Source organism: Actinomadura sp. 3N508 (assembly GCF_044326375.1).
Lineage (GTDB): Bacteria > Actinomycetota > Actinomycetes > Streptosporangiales > Streptosporangiaceae > Spirillospora.
In genome coordinates this window covers 204,535-221,942 of record NZ_JBIRAX010000002.1, presented here as the reverse complement: position 1 = coordinate 221,942, position 17,408 = coordinate 204,535, and the positions used below count along the sequence as shown (strand labels likewise).

At 70.7% G+C, this 17,408-nt stretch carries 16 protein-coding genes; 13 read left to right on the top strand and 3 right to left on the bottom strand.

Features of this window, described 5'->3' with window-relative positions:
- Positions 1-16 precede the first annotated feature (16 nt).
- From ACH34S_RS07370 to ACH34S_RS07345, 6 genes are all read left to right on the top strand, one after another.
- A complete protein-coding gene (locus tag ACH34S_RS07370) occupies positions 17-850 on the top strand; it encodes a hypothetical protein (protein ID WP_395951662.1) in 834 nt (277 codons plus the stop codon).
- Positions 847-1,170 (top strand): hypothetical protein, encoded by a 324-nt coding sequence (locus ACH34S_RS07365; RefSeq protein ID WP_395951661.1) that lies wholly within the window; start codon positions 847-849, stop codon positions 1,168-1,170. The genes ACH34S_RS07370 and ACH34S_RS07365 overlap by 4 nt, the downstream gene beginning before the upstream one ends.
- A 3-nt stretch (positions 1,171-1,173) precedes the next feature.
- Positions 1,174-1,668, top strand: coding sequence for a hypothetical protein (locus ACH34S_RS07360; RefSeq protein ID WP_395951660.1), 495 nt, complete (start codon positions 1,174-1,176; stop codon positions 1,666-1,668).
- A 67-nt stretch (positions 1,669-1,735) separates the two neighbouring features.
- Positions 1,736-2,185 carry a hypothetical protein gene (locus tag ACH34S_RS07355; protein WP_395951659.1) on the top strand — a complete coding sequence of 150 codons (450 nt, stop codon included), beginning with the start codon at positions 1,736-1,738 and terminating at the stop codon, positions 2,183-2,185.
- Positions 2,186-2,325: 140 nt separating this feature from the next.
- Positions 2,326-2,823 carry an SMI1/KNR4 family protein gene (locus ACH34S_RS07350; RefSeq protein ID WP_395951658.1) on the top strand — a complete coding sequence of 166 codons (498 nt, stop codon included), beginning with the start codon at positions 2,326-2,328 and terminating at the stop codon, positions 2,821-2,823.
- A gap of 166 nt (positions 2,824-2,989) precedes the next feature.
- Entirely contained in the window at positions 2,990-4,693 is a 1,704-nt protein-coding gene (locus ACH34S_RS07345; RefSeq protein WP_395951657.1) for an APC family permease, read from the top strand.
- Positions 4,694-4,728: 35 nt separating this feature from the next.
- On the opposite strand, the gene ACH34S_RS07340 is transcribed toward ACH34S_RS07345, so the two are convergent.
- The 3 genes from ACH34S_RS07340 to ACH34S_RS07330 form a co-directional block, all read right to left on the bottom strand.
- Positions 4,729-7,632, bottom strand: coding sequence for a hypothetical protein (locus tag ACH34S_RS07340; protein ID WP_395951656.1), 2,904 nt, complete (start codon positions 7,630-7,632; stop codon positions 4,729-4,731).
- Positions 7,632-8,021: a hypothetical protein gene (locus ACH34S_RS07335; protein ID WP_395951655.1), complete on the bottom strand. Its 390-nt coding sequence runs from the start codon at positions 8,019-8,021 to the stop codon at positions 7,632-7,634. The genes ACH34S_RS07340 and ACH34S_RS07335 overlap by 1 nt, the downstream gene beginning before the upstream one ends.
- 193 nt (positions 8,022-8,214) lie before the next feature.
- On the bottom strand, positions 8,215-8,958 hold the full coding sequence (locus ACH34S_RS07330; protein ID WP_395951654.1) for a FadR/GntR family transcriptional regulator: 744 nt from the start codon (positions 8,956-8,958) through the stop codon (positions 8,215-8,217).
- Between the two features lie 126 nt (positions 8,959-9,084).
- On the opposite strand from ACH34S_RS07330, the gene ACH34S_RS07325 reads away from it, so the two are divergent.
- The 7 genes from ACH34S_RS07325 to pucD are packed head-to-tail and all read left to right on the top strand — an operon-like array spanning position 9,085 to position 17,313.
- Entirely contained in the window at positions 9,085-9,975 is an 891-nt protein-coding gene (locus ACH34S_RS07325; protein WP_395951653.1) for an isoaspartyl peptidase/L-asparaginase, read from the top strand.
- Positions 9,972-11,033 (top strand): LLM class flavin-dependent oxidoreductase, encoded by a 1,062-nt coding sequence (locus ACH34S_RS07320; RefSeq protein WP_395951652.1) that lies wholly within the window; start codon positions 9,972-9,974, stop codon positions 11,031-11,033. The genes ACH34S_RS07325 and ACH34S_RS07320 overlap by 4 nt, the downstream gene beginning before the upstream one ends.
- The gene (locus ACH34S_RS07315) at positions 11,026-12,234 is read left to right on the top strand and encodes a M20/M25/M40 family metallo-hydrolase (protein ID WP_395951651.1); all 1,209 of its coding nucleotides are present in this window, start codon (positions 11,026-11,028) and stop codon (positions 12,232-12,234) included. The genes ACH34S_RS07320 and ACH34S_RS07315 overlap by 8 nt, the downstream gene beginning before the upstream one ends.
- 55 nt (positions 12,235-12,289) lie before the next feature.
- Complete coding sequence (locus ACH34S_RS07310; RefSeq protein ID WP_395951650.1) at positions 12,290-13,639, top strand: MFS transporter; 1,350 nt, start codon at positions 12,290-12,292, stop codon at positions 13,637-13,639.
- 4 nt (positions 13,640-13,643) lie between these two features.
- Positions 13,644-14,534 carry an FAD binding domain-containing protein gene (locus tag ACH34S_RS07305; protein WP_395951649.1) on the top strand — a complete coding sequence of 297 codons (891 nt, stop codon included), beginning with the start codon at positions 13,644-13,646 and terminating at the stop codon, positions 14,532-14,534.
- Positions 14,531-15,013: a (2Fe-2S)-binding protein gene (locus tag ACH34S_RS07300; protein ID WP_395951648.1), complete on the top strand. Its 483-nt coding sequence runs from the start codon at positions 14,531-14,533 to the stop codon at positions 15,011-15,013. The genes ACH34S_RS07305 and ACH34S_RS07300 overlap by 4 nt, the downstream gene beginning before the upstream one ends.
- Positions 15,010-17,313 (top strand): xanthine dehydrogenase subunit D, encoded by a 2,304-nt coding sequence (pucD, locus tag ACH34S_RS07295; protein ID WP_395951647.1) that lies wholly within the window; start codon positions 15,010-15,012, stop codon positions 17,311-17,313. Before ACH34S_RS07300 ends, pucD begins: the two co-directional genes overlap by 4 nt.
- Positions 17,314-17,408 lie beyond the last annotated feature (95 nt).

The following is a 17,408-nucleotide window of genomic DNA, read 5'->3' as shown; positions in this document are numbered from 1 at the left end:
GGGGGCGGTTTTCGGCATGACCATTGACGACAGCGATGCTGATCTCGACGAACGGTTGCGGGAGGCGCGGGCGCGGCTGTCGGCGCCCGGTACCGGCCCCCGGCCGGAGAGCCGGGGGGAGTCGTCGGACGCGGACGGGTGGATGCGGGTCGTGGCCGTCGACGGCCGGCTCGACGAGATCGTCCTGAACCCGCGGGTGCTGCGGTGGGAGATGCCCGAGCTGACCGAGCGGCTCGTCACGGCGATCAACGCGGCGTTCGGCGAGGCGCGGACCGGGGCCCCGGACGCCGACGAGCCGGTGATCGACCCGGCCGTGCTGGCCGGGCGGCTCCGCGAGGTCCAGGACGAGGGCATGCAGATGATGGCGCTCATCGGCCAGGGCCTGGACGAGGCCATCACCAAGATCCGGGAGCGGGCTAGCGTCCCGGGGGCGCCGGCCACCCCCGCCGTGTTCGACGCGCTGCTGGAGCGGACCCGGGAGATGGCGGCCGCCGCCGCACCCTCGGACGTTCCCGTGCCCGAAGAGGTGACGGGCGTCGGGCGCGATCCGTCCGCCCAGGTGGTCGCGGTGGCGGGCGCCGGTGAGCGGCTGGAGTCGCTGGAGATCGGGAGCCGGGCGCTGCGGGCCGGGTCCGAGGGGCTGGCCGAGGCGGTGGTGGCCGCGGTGAACGCCGCCCTGGACGACCTGGGCGACGGCGGCACCGCGCAGGCCACCACGATGGACCGTGCCGAACTGCTCGGCCGCGCCCAGGAAATTCAGGATCTCACTCTGGAACAGATGCGCACCTTCACCCGATCGCTCTCTTCGATGATGGCTGGAATAAGCCCTGACCAGAGGCCGGAGAAATGACCGAACTGCGTTTCGACTCCACCCAGATCCAGCGCTCGGGCGACCGCATCCAGATTTCCGCCAATGAGCTGAAGTCGAAGCTGGAGGCGTTCACCTCCGAACTCGAAGGTTTCGGCCAGCCATGGGGCGCCGACGAGATCGGAATGCTGATCGGCATGTGCTACCAGGGCATTTATGAGGCGGCCATGGAGTGCTTCCAGGGCAATATCGAGGATATGTCCGCCGTCGGCGACGACGTCAAGGTCATGGCGGCCACCTACCGGGAGTCGGAGGACCTCTCCAAAATCGAGGTCAACCGCGTCCGCGACATTCTGGGGTGACCGATGGGCCTGCAACTGCCGGGTGAACTGCGCTCGCTGCTGTCGATGCTGGGCTACGACTGGCCGGAGGCGGACGAGACCAAACTGTTCGAGATGGGCGGGAAGTGGCTGGGCTTCGCCGGGACCTTCCGGGAACCCATCGACGGCGCCCAGGGCCACGCCCAGCAGGTGTGGACGGGCAACCAGGGCGCCGGGATCGAGGCGTTCCGCCAGGACTGGACGTCCGAGGACGCCCCGGTCACCAACCTCCAGGACTCGCTGACCGCCTGCTACATCATCGGTGCCGGGCTGATGGTCTGCGCCGCCATCGTGCTGGCCCTGAAGATCAGCGTCATCGTCCAGCTGATCGTCCTGGCGATCCAGATCGCCCAGGCCATCGCCACCGCCGTGGTCACCTTCGGGGCCTCCCTGCTGGAGATCCCCATCTTCAAGATGATCACCGGCTTCATCATCGACATGCTGATCGACATGGCGCTGAGCGCGGTCCTCGATGGGTAGGCGGCGGGGACACCAGCCGCCGCGGGGGGCCGGCGGCGGATCCGCGAAGGGCGTCTTCAAAGCCGCCATGAGCTTCCTCAGGTATTCCAAGCGGGCGCACAAGAATCCCGTCAAGCACGGCACCGTGATGAAGCGGTACGGCATCAAGCGCGGCCCGGTCGTGTTCCGTATGCCGAAGAACGCGACACCGGCTGAGATCAAACAGGCCCAGGAGTACTGTGACTACGCCAACCGGGCGCTGAAGAAGGGCGACCTTTCCCCGACCGGCCGGGTGAAGGTCAGCGGCAAGCTCAAGAGCGACAAGGAGGCCGCGGCCGCCGCCGAACGCACCCGGGCGGCGAACGCCGGGCAGCCCTACGGTCCGCTGGTGGCGGCCCACCTCCCGGACACCACCTGGGTCGGGGTGCCAGACCCACCCGGGTGGGGCCGACATACGGACCGGATCAATTCCTCTCTCGGCTCCCAGTCCGGTCTGTATCCGGAGGGCTATCAACCCACCGAATTCCGTCTCGAATAATGGCGCGACGATGACGCGACTTGCGGCCGCTTTCCTGCTGGATTACGCTGTGTCCACAACATCGCTACGGTACGAACCGATTTTCGCCAAGGAAGGCGCGCATGTCTGGTCAGGAAGACTGGCGAGCCCTGATAGGGGCAATGATCATGGTCAAGTCCGATATTGACCAGTTGCCCGGCAATAGCAACGAAAATTACACCCTTCCGCGCGTCAAGGCCAGTGAAGCGGAAGTGGCGGAATTCGAGCAGGGGATCGGGGAGCGGCTGCCCGCGTCCTACCGGAACTTCCTGCTGCACGCGGACGGGTGGCTCGAGTTCTACTACCTGATGGACCTGTTCGGCCTGCCCGAACTGCGCGGCGGCGGCAACTGGCCGGTGGCCAACAGGCTGCTGACGGTCTATTCCGAGGACGCCCTGGAAGCGGCCGACCTCGACCCGAAGGGCGTGGTGCCGGTCGGCGCCGGCCAGGGCATGCGCGACCTGCTGCTGATCGTCCGGGACGGCTGGCCCGCGGCGGGCGAGGTGTCCTGGATCGACGGCGAGGAGATCGGCCGCTTCGAGGACTTCGCGACCTTCATGGCCTTCATGGTCCAGCACCGCAGAGAAGACTTCGAACGCCGCGCCGCCAACACCCCCTGACCTGCAACGCGACCTGTAGGTCGAAAACCCGCTCCGGCGGAACCAGCCGGTCGCGCAGATCAGCGGCGCGGCCGAATCGGCTGAGCGGTACCCGTCCCATTTCGACTCGGCGTTATGCTGCGACGCGCTGCATCCATTGCGCGGTCGGAGGGTGGGCAAAAGGCGGATGACCCCTGGTGAGTTCGGTTCGGAACGCCGCGGGATGCGTTTGTGGGAACTCGTCGCACTGGCCGCGGGCGGCGTGCTCGGATCCGGCTGGATGACGGCCCCCGGGCAGATCGGGGGCTCGCTGACGCAATCCCTGCTCACCTGGGCCGTCGGGTGCCTGCTGATGGCGGGATATGCCGTGGTCGTCGTCGAGCTGGGGATCGCGGATCAGCGGACCGGGGGACTGATCTTCCATCCGCTGCGGGCATGCGGCCCGCTGGTGGCGACGGTCGTCGCCGGGTCGATGTGGGTGGCGTATGCGATCAACCCGGCCGTCCAGTCGTTATCCGTCGCGAACACGCTCTCGGCGGTCGCCGGCGATCGGGACGGCAAATCCCCTTTGACGGAGGCGGCAACCCTCGGGGAGGTGCTGCCGTGGCTCATGCTGGCGGCGGCCATCATGGCCGGTGTCTTCCTGCTCACCCTGCTGCCCTCCCGGCAGCTGCTCATGGTCACGGTCAGCCTGACCGGGGTGAAGATCCTTGTGCTCGTCACCGTGGTGGCGGCAATCGTCGCGCGGCACGCGGACGGTTTCAGCGGCCCGTCTTTGGGGGCCTTTTCTCTCGACGGCATGTTCACGGCGCTGAAAGCCGTCGTGCCCGGCCTGATCAGCGCCTCGGTCATATTCTCCTACATCGGTTTCCAGGCGCCCGTCGACTTCGCCGGCGACGTTCAAGGTAATCAGCGGCAGGTGGCCCGGACGATCCGGGCGGCCGTTTACGGAACGGTCGCCGGCTCTTTCGTTCTCTACGCGGCCATGCAAGTGGCATGGTCCCTCCTCGTCCAGGACAAGTCCGAAACCGCCGGCGGCGGTGCCCCCGCCAACTTCGTCGAGGCGGTTCAAGGCACCCGGTGGCTGTGGGTTCTCGTCGTCGTCGCGGCGATCATCGCGCCCCTCGGGTCCGCGATCGTGTTCAGCCTTGCCCTGACCCGTGAGGTCGCGGCCCTGTGCCGGGCTCATCTCGTCGGCCGCGGACTTCAGACCGCGCGGTTCTCCCGGATCCGGTCCTCAGGCCGCTATGACGTGTATTGGCTCATCACCCTGGTGAACCTCGGCGTCGCGCTCCTGATCGCCATCTTCGCCATCGGGATCGGGATCGGGGCGGGATCGTCGTCCATCCGGTCACTCCATGGGCTGAACAGCGTCTCGCTTCTGCTCGTCTACACCATGTCCGGAGTGGTGCTGGCAGTTCGCCCAGGTCGCCGGGTGAAGCTGCTCCCAGGAGCCATTTTCGTTCTGACAGCTCTGATCGTCGTCGGAACTGGGATCGGTGGCCGCGAGGACGGCGGGCCATGGGCAGCGAGTGTCTCGGGACACCTCGTGGGCGGAATGATCGTGATGTCGCTGGCGGCGCTGATTCTGCTCGCGGCTCCGTGGCTGGCGGAACGAGACCTTCCCGTGGCGGGGCGAGTACTCGGCGGCCTCGATGCCCAAAACCACCTCTCGCGCCTGGGAGCCTGGTTCGGTGATGCGTCAGTCCCGCCATTCGTTTGGCTCGTGGCCTACCTCGTGCTCCTAGGGGTGTGTGCCGGGCTGGGCAGCATCGCCGAGTCAATGGCGGCGGTCCTGCTGGGGCTGGCGTCGTGCGGTTCGCTGATGCTCTTCGGGCTGCTATTGCGATCCTCGCGGAAATACATGGACGCTCCCGATCACAATTCGTGACGCCCTTGCTATCACCACGGATTGGCGGCGGGCGTTCACCTTCGTTCGAGGACCTCGTAGATCCACGAGGCGGCGTCGACATCACCGATGCCGGTCAGGCCACGTGCCGTCTCATACCGCAGGTGCGTATCCGACCACCTGCCCACGGTCGCCTGTACGAGCTCCTGCCGCCGGGGCCGCGGCAACCAGGTGGCCACCGCGTTGATGATGGTGACGGTTCGCGTGACGACATCGCGCTGCTGCGTCCCCCGTCCGCCTTGTTCATTCTCGAGAGTGCGCTCAAGGAGGTAGAAGGCCTGCTTCTCTAGCTCGGGCGCTCGGCCGATCCGCTGGGCCACGGCCGCGATCCGCTCCGCGGCCTCGTTGTCGAACCGGCCCGGTTCCGACAGCCCGCGAAGCGTGAACGTCACGGCCAGCGAGAGCCCGGCCCGTTCCAGGGTTTGCAGGACGTCGACACACCAGGCGGTGCGCTCGGCAGCGGGGGCGGTGGCGTCGAGAGTCGCCGCGGCGACGCCCGCTCCTGCCAGGCGCTCGAGCCGCCTGCGCTCCCGAGCCGAACCGGCGAGCTCCACCAGGGCCGGGACGTCCCGCGCGGGCCGGCCACCGAGCCGTCCCAGCGCGATGCGCCGCAGGGCGGACGCGAGCGCCTGGTTTCGAGACCCCGACAGCTTCTCGCAGATCGTCCCCAGCGACGCCACGGGACGGAAGGCGCCCTCATTGCCGGGACCTCCATTCAGGACGATCTCGGTGAGCAGGGCGTCGGACTCATCGTTGAGCGGGGAGAACTCGTCGAGCTGCCGTAGCAGGTCGCCGATCTTGTCGGTGGTCGCATGGGCGGCGAAGGCGCGCCGCAGCATGTGGAACTGGCCGCCGCCGGCGGCGCCGCCGCGCTTTCCGGCCTTTCCAGGATCGGCGAGCTGCTCGCAGATGACCCCGACGTGCTGTGCGGGCAGGTCTTTCACGGCGAAGTGGATCAGCTCGTCGGCGGCGGCCCTGTTCGGGCTGTGGGTGACGGCCCAGGCCGCTATCTCGTCCACCGTCGTGCGGCGCTGATCCTCGGCATAGATGTCGGCATAGAGGTCCGGGGTGTCGTTCCGGTTGAGCTCGGTGAGGATCCAGGTCCGCAGCGTCTCCAGGTCGCGGTCGACGTGGTGCAGGGCGGCGGGGATGTCGTCCAGCCGAGCGCGTTCGACGTCGCGGGGGGCGTCCGAGCGGTGATCGCGCCGGTAGGCGACATGCAGGGCGCGTCCCAGAACCTGGTGAGCGTACTCGTGCTCCCGTTCCTGGCTCCGGAAATGAACGTCGGCGCGGAGCGCGCTGCAGAGCTGAACCTTGTCGAAGTCCGACCGCCCGGAGGACTCTCCGGTGAACATGGTGAGGACGCTTCTGACGATCTCCGGGTGCTCGCGCACTCCGCGCAGGAAGGTCATGACGTCCGGCACGGTTCGCTGGCAGGCGACGTCGTGAACGATGCTCGCGATCGCTTCCCCGTCGTTCTCCCGGCCCAGCAGGATCACGAGTCGCGCTGCGTCCTGGGGCTTCCGGTTGAGCGCCGCGGCCGTGAGGACGAGGACCCGGTCGAGCGGGGTGCTGAACGTCCGGACGAGCTGCGGCAGCTGATCGACCTTGTGCATCATCCCGAACATGTGCAGGACCTCGACGGCCAGCGCCCCCTCCCCACCCGAGCGGAGCGCCTGGAGCAGCGCCGCGAAATCGGCTGCCTCGCCCGCGCGCTGGAACGCGCCGGCCGGCGGTACCGGCTGATCACCGCGGACCGGTACGTCGAGGATGTTGTGGAACGCGTCGTCGACGAGCCACCAGAGGTCGTGCCCCTGGTCGGGCACCTTCCGCTTGAGCCCGGTCAGATAGCTCGTGACCGACGCCGGCGCGGCGAGCTGATCGAGCAGGATGCGCTGCGCCGTGAGCACGTTCTGCTGCTGGGCGCCGTCCTGGGAATCGGCCGATCGCCTCGCCGCGTCGACCATTATCGTCGCGCAATCCGCCGGTTGCCTCGCGAGTTCGGGCAGCTTGCCCGCGGCGCCGGACAGCACATGCTCCACCCACCACTCGCGCGTCGTCAGCGGAGCCGGGGCGGATCCGGCATCGGCCGGCGTGTCCCGGCCTTTCCTGTTGCGGAGCACCACGGAGGTTCGCCCGGACGGCGTGCCGTCGTGATCGGGGTCGATGTGCGCGGTCGGGCAGGTCCGCATCGCCTCGCGAAGAGCGTCGTGGAGCCCCACGGCCGTGAAGTACGGCTCCTCGGCCGCCAGGCCGTCGCGAATGATCTTGACCATATGGCCGCTGAACGGCGTCGCCATGCGTGCCGGGTCGCCGGGATCGCCGATGTAGTCGCAGGGGGTGAATTTCGGGTTCGGCTGTTTTCTGTTCGCCGAAGTGAGCACGAACGTGCCGGGTTCGGTGATCTTTGGAAAGCCGGGGAGCGCGAAATCATCCGCGGGCGTCGTCTCGACGTGGTCCGTCCCCGCGCCGAGCGTGCGGATGGCGCCGGTGTGACAGGCGTCGGCGATGAGCATCTTCAGGCCGGCGGCGACCTGCCTGTTCTCCAGCTGACCGGTCATCGCGTCGTAGAGCGCGTTGATCGAGATCCATCCCTCCCGGCGATTGATGTGAGCGGAGCGTGTGGCGAGAAAGACCTCTCCGCTGAAGTTCTGGCCATGGCCCACATAAATCACAAGAAGACGTTCGCCGGAACCGGTCAGGTTGGCGGCTTGGCGGATCCTGTCGAGGACGGCCTGAGGATTGTCCAGGTCGCCGTCCGGGAGGCGAGTCACGTTCCCGTCCCAGATTTTCGGATCGGAAAGCACCTCCTCGTAGAGGTCGCCGCTGATCCGGATCGGCACGCTGTCGTCCGGCTTTGACGCGCCGTCCTCCAGCACGGTGGAATCGCGCACCGCGACGATGACCGCCTGGGACGTCATTACTCGCTCCGGACGATGTGCACCCGGATGTTCGCCGGGACGTCCCCGATCGCGGCTTCGATTTCCTTCACCTCGATGGGCGGCCCCTCGTAGGTGATGGTGATGTCGACGGTCGCGTCCGCGGCCGATCTTCGAGCACGGAACCAACCGCGGACGGTCAGGACCACCACGTCCAGAACCGCGCCGGCGCCGACCACGGCGATTCCCCCGGAGCCGTGCTCGAGCACCGCCGTGACGACGTCCAGCCCCGGCCCGAGCGTGTCGGGCTCTTCCTGACGCTCATGCCGCCAGGTGAGGGGGGTGGCGTCGCGCTGAAGGTCGGTAACGAGATCGGCGATGTCCTCGCGGCTGAGCGGGCCGGCGGCGGCAACGCTGATGGTCTCGACCATTGGTCTCCCTTCGGTCACCTTCATTGTTTTTCCGAATCGGGATCATTCTCGCCGAGAGCACCGTCAAGCACCGCGTCTATTTCACCTTCAGATGAGAATCAGCTGGGCAATGACCCTTGCGGTGAACGCCGTATCGGCGTCCACGACATGGCCCTCGGCGGGATGGAGGGCGAGGTCGAGGCCGGAATGACCGTCAGGCGAAGGTGTCGGAGTGTTCGGGGAACGGGTGGTCGGGCCCGGCGGCGGACAGGGTGCGGACCTCTTTGTAGAGGGTCCAGAGATGGCGGACGACCTGCCGGCGGCTTTCCCGGGCGTCGCGGGCGGCGATGGCGGCGACGATGGCGTCGTGGTCGCCGGCCGAGCGTTCGGGGGCGCCGCTGAGCGAGAGGGAGCGGCGGCGGAACTCCTGGAGCTGGGGGACGAGCATCTCGTAGACGCGGGTCATGTAGGCGTTGCCGGAGATGCTCAGCAGGGCGTGGTGGAACCGCTCGTCGGTCTCGACGAGGGCGTCGACGTCGCCGGTGTGGCGGGCGTCGTCGTGGGCGGCCGAGAGCTTGGCCAGCTCGGCGATCTGGGCGTCGTCGGCGCGGACCGAGGCCAGGCCGGCGGCGGTGGTCTCCAGCGCCATCCGGGTCTCCAGGATCTCGCCGACCTCGGCCTGGTTGCGCGCGCTCCAGTCGAGGAAGCGGAGCGTCGGGTTGTCCTCCGGCGGATCGCAGACATAGGTGCCGCGGCCGCGGACGACCTTGACCACGCCCATGAGCTGGAGCTGGCGGAGCGCCTGCCGGAGGGACGTGCGGCCGACGCCGAGGCGGCGGGCCAGCTCCGGCTCGTTGGGGAGTTTCTCGCCGGGGCGCAGGTCGCCGTTGGCGATCGCCACCGTGAGCCGTTCCGCGATCACGTCGGGAACGGGCCTGCGAGAGAGGGGCTCCAGCACCTCGCTACCTCCTCCTGGGGGAGCTCTGAGTTTAACGCAGCCGGATTTGCAGTGTGTTGACTGTTGTCACACAACCCCCCTAACCTGCTGGTTCGGCATTTGGAAGATCATGACGTTTGGTGGTCCATGAGGTCACGGGTCCTTGTCCACGGCGGTATCGACTGCCCGGACACCCCCGAAGTGCGGGCCGCGCTGGCGCGGGCGGCCGGGGCCGGTCTCGCCGCGCTGCTCCGCGACGGGACGCCGTGCGACGCGGTCGTCGCGGCGATCTCGGTCCTGGAGGACGACCCCCTGTTCAACGCCGGATACGGCAGCGTCCTCAACCGGGACGGCCGGGTCGAGGTCGACGCCGGCCTCGCCGACGGGGCCACCGGACGGTACGCGGCGGTCGGCGCCGCGCCCGGGGTGCGCAACCCGATCCAGGCCGCGGGCTCGCTGCTGGCCGACGCGGACGGGCCGGTGCTGCTGGCGGGCGAGGGGGCGGCGCGGTACGCGGCCGAGCGCGGGATCGCCACCGGGTCGCTGGTGACCGGCGAGCAGCTCGCCTCGTGGCGCGGCGACGGCGCGGGGGTCAGCCGGTTCACCGGCCGGGCCGTCCGCACCGAGACCGTGGGCTGCGTGGCCGTGTCCCCGGAAGGCACGCGGGGCGGGCCGGCGGCCGGGTCGAGCACCGGCGGGTTCCAGGGCAAGGTGCCGGGACGGATCGGCGACGCCGCCGTCCACGGGGCCGGGTTCTACGCAGACCCGGCCGGCGCGGCCGTGTGCTCAGGGCTCGGCGAGGCGACGATGCGCGTCCTGCTGGCGCGGCGGGCCGTCCGGCTGATCCCGGAGGGCGACCCCGCCGCCGCGGCCGTGCGGGAACTGCTCGGGTCGCGGGACATCGCGGCCGGGGTGCTGACCTACGACCCGCGTACCGACCGCGCCTCTGCGGCGCACCACGGGGCGTCCTTCCCCGTCATGAGCGCCACGCCCGAAGGCACCGAGCACATCCCATCCGTTCGTTTGGAGGTCCCGTGACGACCAGCTCCCAGCAACGCGACATCCGAGTCGGGGTCAGGTTCCCGCCGTGCGCCCCGGCCACCGAGGTCGCGGACGCCGTCCGCGCGGCGGAGGCCCGGGGCTTCGACGCGGCCTGGATCGCCGACTCGCAGCTCCTCTGGCGCGACGTGTACGCCACGATGGCGGTCGCCGCGACGCGGACCGAGCGGATCGACCTGATCACGGCCGTCACGAACTTCGCCAGCCGCCATCCGAGCGTCGTCGCCTCGGCCGCCAACACGCTCCAGGAGCTGGCTCCCGGACGGATCGGCCTCGGGGTGGGCAGCGGCGACAGCTCGGTCAAGCTGCTGTCGATGAAGCCGAGCCGGCTCGTCCACCTGCGGGATTCGGTCGCGATGGTGCGCGGGCTGCTGGACGGCGAGTTCCTGGAGTTCGGCGAGCGCAGCTCGCGGCTGCGCGACGCGCACGGGACGGTGCCCATCCACCTGGCCGCCAGCGGGCCGCGCACGCTGCGGCTCGCGGGCGAGCTGGCCGACGGCGTGCTGACGCTCGCGGGCATCTCCCCGGAGACCCTCAAGGAGACGCACTCCTCGGTCACCGAAGGCGCGGCCGCCGCCGGCCGGGACATCGCCGACCTGGAGTTCACGGTCGGCGCGTTCTGCAAGGTCACCGACGACATCGAGCGGGACGCCCGCGTGCTCAAGCCGATGTGCCTGCACATGGCCAGCATCGGCGCGCAGGACTTCCTCCGGCTGGCCGGGATCGAGCTGCCCCCGCCGCCCCGCCTGCCGGAGGTCTACCCGGACATGGTGCACGCCGAGGACTGGGAGTCCGCCATGTCCTTCGCCGACAAGTACGTGACCGACGAGATGGCCGTCCGGTTCTCGCGCACGTTCTGCCTGTTCGGCGAGGTCGAGGAGATCGTCCAGCGGATGGAGCGGGCGGTGGAGCTCGGCGCCACCGGCTTCTACCTGCGGCACGTCGGCAACTACTCGCTGCCGCACGAGCTGATCGACTCCTTCGGCGGCGACGTCCTGCCGAGGCTGCGCCGCGGGACGGAGGCCGACGATGGCTGAGGCCCTGACCGGCCCGACCGCCGGTACCGACCGGTACGTCCTGGACGTCCTCAGGAGGCTCTGCCGGATCCCGTCCGCGGTGCCGCTCGGCCCGGACACGCTCATCGAGCCCGACGACCCGATCATCGTCGGCTACCTGGCGAAGGGCCCGCGCAAGGAGCTCGACGACCTCGGCGTCACCGGCCTGGTCGAGCTGCCGATGAACCAGCTCGCGGTCCGCTTCGGCGACGGCCAGGGCCCCTGCCTGGCCGTGATGGCCTACACCCCGACGCAGCACAACAACCTGATGGCCGACCCGTGGTCGGGCGACGTCCGCATCCCGTACGAGCTCGGCGTGGACGAGCCGTGCGCGTTCGGCCAGGGCATCTCGCAGAACAAGGCGCACCAGGCCACCCTGCTCGGCCTGGCCCGCGAGCTGCACCACGACGCGGGCCACATCAACGGCACGCTCTGGCTGGTGATCAACAACGAGGGCCGCAGCAGCCACGCGTGCAGCGAGGCGGCGATCGAGGCGCTGCCGGTCCGGCCGGACAACGTGCTGCAGCTCTTCCCGACCGGCTTCGCGTCGAGCGTCGGCAACCGCGGCCGGGTCGACGTGTACGTGCACGTCCGCGGCACGGCCGAGCACTCGGCGCGGGCCCCGCTGGACGGCCTGGTCATCGACACCGCCGCGGAGTTCGTGACCCGGCTGCGCCGCCTCGACGAGGACGTGCGGCGCCGCACCCACGACCGGCTCGGCGCCGAGCGCGCGGTCGTGTACCAGCTGACGTTCGACCCGGTGGCCCCGCACACGTTGCCGTCCAGCGCAAAGATCACGGTGGACCGCAGGCTGCTGCCCGGCACCGGCGTCGACGCGGCGGTCGGCGAGATCCGCGCGATCGCCGCCGAGCTCACCACCCCCGCCTGCGAGGTGACCGCCGAGGCGGGCGTACTGATGCGTCCCGTGCTGGTCGAGTCGGACCCGCCGATCCTGCGGGCGCTGCGCGACGCAGGCGAGCGGCACCTCGGGCACGCCCCGCCGGAGATCGTCTACTCCGGCAGCTTCGACGCGGGCGGCCCGGCCGGTCTCGGCATCCCGACCATCATGTTCGGGCTGCCCGGCGAGGGCGGCCTGCTGGGCGACGACTTCGTCCGGGTGTCCGCGCTCGAACGGCAGACGCGGATCCTGCGCTCGGCCGTGACCCGCTTCTTCGAGATCTGACCCGCCACGCCTGCGACCCCTGACGCAGGCCCACCCCAACCGAGGACGGTGAACGATGAGCTCCAGCACCCCCTTCCCCGCGACGGGAGCGAAGAACAGGCCCAAAGTCCTCATCTCCAGCTTCATCGGCACCACCATCGAGTGGTACGACTTCGCGATCTACGGGACGGCCTCCGCGCTGGTCTTCCCCAAGCTGTTCTTCCCCGACTTCTCGCCGGTCGCGTCCGCGCTGCTGTCGTTCTCCACCTTCGGGGTGGCGTTCCTGGCGCGGCCCATCGGCGGCATCGTCTTCGGGCACTACGGCGACCTGCTGGGACGCCGCCGCGTCCTGATCACCACGCTGACCCTGATGGGCCTGTCGACGTTCCTGATCGGCCTGCTGCCCTCGTACGCCACGGCCGGTGTGCTGGCCCCGCTCCTGCTCTTCGCGCTGCGCTTCCTCCAGGGCTTCTCGCTCGGCGGCGAGTACAGCGGCGCCATCCTCATGGCGGTGGAACACGCGCCGCAAGATCGGCGAGGGCTCTACGGCGCGCTGATCCAGGCGGGCTCGCCGATGGGCGCGATCCTCGCCAACGGGCTCTTCCTGATCCTGGGCGCGCAGGCCGACGACAGCTTCAACAGCTGGGGCTGGCGCGTCCCGTTCCTGCTCAGCGCCATCCTGATCTTCGTCGCGATGTACGTCAGGCTGACCCTGGACGAGAGCCCGGAGTTCCAGAAGGTCAAGCAGCGGGGCGAGGTGCGCAAGCGGCCGCTGGGGTCGCTGCTGCGCGACCACTGGCTGAAGATGCTGCTGGTCGCGGGCTCCTACATCTCGGCCGGTGTCACGTTCTACATCGTGACCGTCTTCGCGCTGAAGTACGGCGAGGACGACCTCGGCATGTCCTACAACACCATGGTCACGACGCTGCTCATCGGGCACGTGATGACGCTGTTCGCGATCCCGTACTTCGGCTCGCTCTCCGACCGGATCGGCCGGCGCGGGCTGTTCATCGGCGGCACGATCGGCATGGGGATCATGGCCTATCCCTGGCTGCGGCTCATGGAGAGCGGCTCGTTCGGGCTCATGGTCGCCGGCTTCCTGATGATCATGCTGCCGTACGCCGCCTGCTACGGCGCGATGGCCACCTACTACGCCGAGCTGTTCCCCGCGCACCTGCGCTTCTCCGGATACTCGCTCGGCTACACCGCCGGGACGATCGCGGGCAGCGCCGTCGCGCCGCTCGTCTCGCAGTCCCTGCTCGAAACGGGCGGATCGGGCGCCATCGCCGGCTACATGGGGGCGATGGCGGTGCTCTCGGCCGTCGCCACCGTGTTCCTCGCCAGGTTCGGGGCGCACACGCAGACCGCCGACGTGCCGTCCGCCGCGGCTCCCGCCGCCGCCCCGAACAACGTGAACTGGAGGTAGCCGCGTGGACGTGCTCCGCCCCGCGGACCTGCCGGAGGCGCTGGAGATGGCGGCGGCCCGGCCCGATGCCCGCCCGCTGGCCGGCGGCACCGACGTCATGGTCGAGCTGAACATGCGCGGCCGGCCGCCCGCCGCGATGCTCGACCTCGGCCGGGTCGGCGAGCTGGCCAGATGGGGGCGCGACGGTGACGCGCTCTGGCTGGGCGGCGGGCTGACGCACGCGCAGGCCGTCCGCGACCTGGGCGCTCTACTGCCCGCTCTGGCCGCGGCGGCCCGCACGGTCGGGTCGCCGCAGATCAGGAACCGCGGGACGATCGGCGGCAACGCCGGCACCGCCTCGCCGGCCGGTGACGCGCTGCCCGCCCTGTACGCGATGGACGCCCTGGTCCGGGTGGCGTCGTCGGCCGGCGGCGAGCGCGACGTGCCGATCGACGACTTCGTCAAGGCCCCGCGCCGCACCGACCTGCGGCCCGGCGAGCTCATCACCGGCTTCCTGGTCCCGGCGGCCACCGGGCCGCAGGCGTTCGCCAAGGTGGGCCCGCGCAACGCGATGGTGATCGCGGTCTGCTCGTTCGCCCTCGCGCTGCGTCCCGGCTCGCGGCGGGTGCGCGGCTGCGCCGGGTCGGTCGCGCCGACGCCACTGCGCGTCCGGGAGGCGGAGCGGTTCATCGAAGGCGTCCTCGACGAGCACGGGCTCTGGGACTCCCGCGGCCCGATCCCATCGGCCGCGTTCGCCGAGTTCGGGCGGCTGGTCGCCGCGGCGACCCGTCCGATCGACGACGTCCGCGGCACCGCCGGCTACCGCGCGCACGCCGCAGGCGTCATCGCCCGCCGCACGCTGTCCTGGACCTGGACCGAATACCGGGCGTCCGCCGCCCAAGGGGGAACATCATGAACGTCACCTGCGTCATCAACCGGCGCCGCCGCACCGTGACCGAGGTCGGGCCGGACGAGAACCTTCTCACCATGCTGCGCGAGCGCGCTGGGCTCCCCGGCTCCAAGAACGCCTGCGAGCAGGGGGAGTGCGGGTCGTGCTCGGTGTACCTGGACGGCGAGCTGGTGTGCGCCTGCCTGGTGCTCGCCGCGCAGGCCGAGGGCCGGGAGATCGAGACCGTCGAGGAGCTCCGGGACGGCGAAGGCGCCCGGCTGGCCGGGGAGATCCAGGAGGCGTTCCTGGAGGCGGGTGCCGTGCAGTGCGGGTTCTGCACGCCGGGCCTGGTCGTCGCGGCGCACAAGCTGCTGAGCGAGATCCCGGCGCCCTCGGACGGCGAGATCAAGGAGGCGCTGGCCGGCAACCTGTGCCGCTGTACCGGCTACGGCCAGATCATGGACGCGGTCAAGGCGGCCGGCGAGCGGGCCGGAGGCGGCCGATGACGATCGCTCCTCCACCGCCCGCGACGGCGGCGACGGCCCGCGGCGAGGTCGGCGACAGCGCACGCCGGCCGGACGGCGCGGCGAAGGTCTCCGGCGAGTTCGCCTACTCCTCCGACCTCCAGGCGGAGGGGATGCTGTACGGGGTGACGCTGCGCAGCCCGCACCCGCACGCGCGGATCCGGTCGATCGACGTCGGCCCGGCGCTGCGCGTCGCGGGCGTCCGCGCGGTCCTCACCCACGAGGACGTTCCGGGCGCCAACGCGTACGGGCTGGAGCGCGCCGACCAGCCGGTGCTGGCCGCCGGCGTCGTCCGCTACCGGGGCGAGGCGGTGGCGGTCCTCGCCGCCGACCGGGCGGACACGGCCCGGTACGCGCTCGGCCTGATCAAGGTCGACTACGAGCCGATCGAGGCGGTGACCGACCCCGAGCGGGCCCTCGCCGCGGGGACGCCGGCCGTCCACGAGGGCGGCAACCTCGTCCGGCACCTGCGGCTCCGGCACGGCCCGCAGGACGTCGCCGCCGACGTTGTCGTGCGCGGCGAGTACGAGGTCGGGATGCAGGACCAGGCGTTCCTCGGCCCCGAGTCGGCGCTCGCGCTGCCCGACGACGACGGCGCCGGGCTCGAACTGCTCTGCTCCACGCAGTGGCTGCACATCGACCGGCGGCAGCTCTCCCACGTGCTCGGGCTGCCCGAGGAGCGGATCCGGCTGGTGCTGTCCGGCGTGGGCGGCGCGTTCGGCGGCCGGGAGGACCTCAGCGTCCAGGCGCACGCCGCGCTGCTCGCGCTGCGCACCGGCCGACCGATCAAGATGTCCTACGGCCGCGAGGAGTCGTTCTTCGGGCACGTCCACCGGCACCCGGCGCGGATGCGGTACGAGCACGGCGCCACCCGCGACGGCAGGCTCGTCTACGTCCGCGCGGAGATCCTGCTGGACGGCGGCGCGTACGCCTCGACGTCGGCGGCCGTGCTGGGCAACGCCACCTACTTCGCGGCGGGCCCCTACGAGGTGCCGTCCGTCACCGTCGACTCCGACGTCGTCTACACCAACAACCCGCCCTGCGGCGCGATGCGCGGCTTCGGCGCCGTGCAGGTGTGCTTCGGCTACGAGTCGCAGATGGACAGGCTCGCCGCCGAGCTCGGCCTGCATCCCGTGGAGCTGCGCCGCCGGAACGCCCTGGCCACCGGCTCGACGGCGGCGACCGGCCAGCGGGTGACCGGCCCGGCCCCGGTCGCCGAGCTGCTGCGCCGCGTCCGCGACATGCCGCCGCCTGCGGCGACCGCCGCGGACGACCCGTACGCGCTGCCCGGCGGCGTGGCGAACGCGACTCATGGCGAGGGGATCAGGCGCGGTGTCGGGTACGCGGTCAGCATCAAGAACGTCTGCAAGTCCGCCGGGTACGACGACTACTCCACGGCGCGGGTCACGCTGAGCGCGCCGGGCGGCGCGGTGCGGGCGCGGGTGCACACGGCCGCGGCCGAGGTCGGGCAGGGGCTGGTGACCGTCCTGACCCAGATCGCGCGGACCGAGCTGGGCGTCCGGACGGTGGACCTGCACCCGGCCGACACCAGCGTCGGCGACGCGGGAACGTCATCGGCGTCCCGCCAGACGTGGATGACCGGTGGCGCCGTCAAAGCCGCATGCGAGCTGGTCAGGGCGGAACTCCTGGACCGCGCCGCGACCCGCTCCGGGCTGCCGCCCGCCACGCTGCGCGCCGAGGGCGAGCGGGTCGTGACCTCGGACGGGCAGCCGGTCGCCGACCTGGCGGAACTGCTCGGCGACGGCGCCATCGAGCGCACGTACGAGTTCCACCACCGCGCCACCGAGGTCCCCGACCCCGAGACCGGCCAGGGCGACGCGCACGTGGCGTACGCGTTCGCCGCCCACCGCGCGACCGTGGACGTCGACGTCGAGCTGGGCCTGGTCCGGGTGGTCGAGATCGCCACCGCCGAGGACGTCGGGAAGGCGATGAACCCCACGGCGATCATCGGCCAGATCAACGGCGGCGTCGCGCAGGGCCTGGGCCTGGCGCTGATGGAGGAGATCCAGGTCGAGGACGGCCTGATCCGCAACGCCTCCTTCACCGACTACCTCATCCCGACGATCGCCGACATGCCACCGGTCCGCGCGGAGATCCTCGAAACCCCGCACCCGGACGCCCCGTACGGCCTGACCGGCGTCGGCGAACCACCGATGATCTCCTCACCGGCCGCGGTGGCGGCGGCCGTCCGGGACGCCACGGGCCTCGCGCTGCCGCGCATCCCGGTGCGCCCCGAACACATCGCCGGGGATCAGCGGTAGCGGCGGACGGGTGTTGCAGAAGATGGCAACACCCGTATTGAGGGAACGGGGTGGAGCGACTTCGCCCGGACCTACCACTTCGATAAGGGCACCGT

What these genes read in the sequence shown, in the direction of transcription:
- ACH34S_RS07370 (WP_395951662.1), top strand. Translation starts at nt 17, where the DNA reads ATGACCATTGACGACAGCGATGCTGATCTCGACGAACGGTTGCGGGAG.
- ACH34S_RS07365 (WP_395951661.1), top strand. Translation starts at nt 847, where the DNA reads ATGACCGAACTGCGTTTCGACTCCACCCAGATCCAGCGCTCGGGCGAC.
- ACH34S_RS07360 (WP_395951660.1), top strand. Translation starts at nt 1,174, where the DNA reads ATGGGCCTGCAACTGCCGGGTGAACTGCGCTCGCTGCTGTCGATGCTG.
- ACH34S_RS07355 (WP_395951659.1), top strand. Translation starts at nt 1,736, where the DNA reads ATGAGCTTCCTCAGGTATTCCAAGCGGGCGCACAAGAATCCCGTCAAG.
- ACH34S_RS07350 (WP_395951658.1), top strand. Translation starts at nt 2,326, where the DNA reads ATGATCATGGTCAAGTCCGATATTGACCAGTTGCCCGGCAATAGCAAC.
- ACH34S_RS07345 (WP_395951657.1), top strand. Translation starts at nt 2,990, where the DNA reads ATGACCCCTGGTGAGTTCGGTTCGGAACGCCGCGGGATGCGTTTGTGG.
- ACH34S_RS07340 (WP_395951656.1), bottom strand. Translation starts at nt 7,632, where the DNA reads ATGACGTCCCAGGCGGTCATCGTCGCGGTGCGCGATTCCACCGTGCTG.
- ACH34S_RS07335 (WP_395951655.1), bottom strand. Translation starts at nt 8,021, where the DNA reads ATGGTCGAGACCATCAGCGTTGCCGCCGCCGGCCCGCTCAGCCGCGAG.
- ACH34S_RS07325 (WP_395951653.1), top strand. Translation starts at nt 9,085, where the DNA reads ATGAGGTCACGGGTCCTTGTCCACGGCGGTATCGACTGCCCGGACACC.
- ACH34S_RS07315 (WP_395951651.1), top strand. Translation starts at nt 11,026, where the DNA reads ATGGCTGAGGCCCTGACCGGCCCGACCGCCGGTACCGACCGGTACGTC.
- ACH34S_RS07310 (WP_395951650.1), top strand. Translation starts at nt 12,290, where the DNA reads ATGAGCTCCAGCACCCCCTTCCCCGCGACGGGAGCGAAGAACAGGCCC.
- ACH34S_RS07300 (WP_395951648.1), top strand. Translation starts at nt 14,531, where the DNA reads ATGAACGTCACCTGCGTCATCAACCGGCGCCGCCGCACCGTGACCGAG.
- pucD (WP_395951647.1), top strand. Translation starts at nt 15,010, where the DNA reads ATGACGATCGCTCCTCCACCGCCCGCGACGGCGGCGACGGCCCGCGGC.